The organism is Kocuria sp. (assembly GCF_030536815.1).
In the GTDB taxonomy this organism is placed as follows: Bacteria; Actinomycetota; Actinomycetes; order Actinomycetales; family Micrococcaceae; genus Kocuria; species Kocuria gwangalliensis.
On sequence record NZ_JAUNPE010000319.1, the window covers coordinates 1 to 1741 of the forward strand.

Here is a 1741-nt window from a genome sequence, read left to right on the forward strand (position 1 = left end):
CGGGACTGTACTTTCAACGGTGTAACTCCTATCTAGGAGGAACACGATGAGTACGCAGGTGGAGACGGTCGCTGAGGTGGCTGTGGAGCAGGAGCAGGACGTGGCTGGAGCCGTGGTGGCGCCGGTGGTGGATCGGGGGCTGGTGGCGCAGCTGGTGGGCGAGGCGCAACGCCAGGGCCTGCCGGTCGATGGTGAGGGTGGCCTGCTGGCCGAGCTGACCCGGCTGGTGCTCGAATCGGCGTTGGAGGGCGAGATCACTGACCACCTCGGCTACGACAAGCATGAGCGCGGTGGCTCGGCGGACGGGAACGCCCGTAACGGGACCCGGGCCAAGACGGTGCTGACCAAAGCCGGTCCGGTCACGATCGACGTGCCCAGGGACCGTGCCGGCACGTTCGAGCCCAGGATCGTGGCGAAGCGGCAGCGCCGGTTGGGGTCGATCGAGGACATCGTGTTGTCGTTGTCGGCACGGGGGATGACGCACGGCGATATCAGCGCGCACCTGGCCGATACTTACGGGTCGGAGGTGTCGAAGACGACGATTTCCACGATCACCGACAAAGTGCTCGACGGGATGACCGAGTGGCAGAACCGGCCGTTGGACCCGGTCTATCCGGTGGTGTTCATCGACGCGATCCACGTCAAGGTTCGCGATGGTCAGGTCGCGAACCGGCCGATCTACATCGCGCTCGCGGTCACCACCGAGGGCAACCGGGACATCCTCGGGTTGTGGGCCGGTGACGGCGGGGAGGGCGCGAAGTACTGGCTGCAGGTGCTCACCGAGATCAAGAACCGCGGCGTCGAAGACGTGCTCATGTTGGTGTGCGATGGCCTGACTGGTCTGCCCGATGCGGTGAACACGGTGTGGAAGGACACCATCGTGCAGACCTGCATCGTTCATCTCATGAGGAACAGCTTCAAGTACTCCGCCCGCCAGCACTGGGACGCGATCTCGCGCGGGTTGAAGCCCGTCTACCAGGCAGCGACCGTCGCCGAGGCCGAGGAACGGTTCCTGGAGTTCGCCGAAGAATGGGGCACCAAATATCCCGCGATCATCCGGCTGTGGGAGAACGCCTGGGCCGAGTTCGTGCCTTTCCTCGGCTTCGACCGAGAGATCCGCCGCATCGTGTGCACCACCAACGCCATCGAGAGCGTGAACGCCCGCATCCGCAAGGCCGTCCGGGCCCGAGGGCACTTCCCCAACGAGCAGGCCGCGCTCAAGTGCGTCTACCTCGCCGTCATGGCCCTCGACCCCACCGGACGCGGCCGGGCACGCTGGACCCAACGATGGAAGCAAGCCCTCAACGCATTCGACATCCGATTCGACGGCCGCCTCAGCAGCCCAAGAGCAGCATGACAACACAACCCAGTTACACCGTTAAGTTGACAGACCCGACGGTGGAGTTCCTCATCCCGCTGGCTGAGGGAGGTGGCACGGACACCTGGGCCCGCTACATCGGGACAGAGCTGACCCGCACCATCCCCGGTCAGCCCGGTTTCGCTCCCGTGAACGAGGCTGGCGGAGAGGGCATCACCGGTACCAACCACTTCGTGACCTCGGCCCGTCCGGATGGCACCGAGGTCCTGGTCAGCACGGCCACCACGGTGGTGCCCTGGCTGCTGAAGCGGCCTGCGGTGCGCTACGACTTCACCAAGCTGCGGCCGATCCTGGCCAACGGCACGGGTGCCGTGGTCTACGCCCGCTCGGCGGCGGGGGTGAAGTCCATCGCCGATCTCGCCA

Annotated in this window: 1 protein-coding gene and 1 pseudogene; both read left to right on the forward strand. The window is 65.8% G+C overall.

Annotated elements, in window-relative coordinates; translation table 11 throughout:
- Positions 1 to 46 precede the first annotated feature (46 nt).
- Positions 47 to 1357: an IS256 family transposase gene (locus Q4E95_RS13580; protein ID WP_368660337.1), complete on the forward strand. Its 1311-nt coding sequence runs from the start codon at positions 47 to 49 to the stop codon at positions 1355 to 1357.
- Positions 1354 to 1741 (forward strand): annotated as a pseudogene (locus Q4E95_RS13585) (hypothetical protein); the annotation flags it as partial. The gene Q4E95_RS13580 and the pseudogene Q4E95_RS13585, both read left to right, overlap by 4 nt.

Bases quoted from the DNA above. Each gene is read 5' to 3' on its own strand.
- Q4E95_RS13580 (WP_368660337.1), top strand. From the start codon at position 47: ATGAGTACGCAGGTGGAGACGGTCGCTGAGGTGGCTGTGGAGCAGGAG.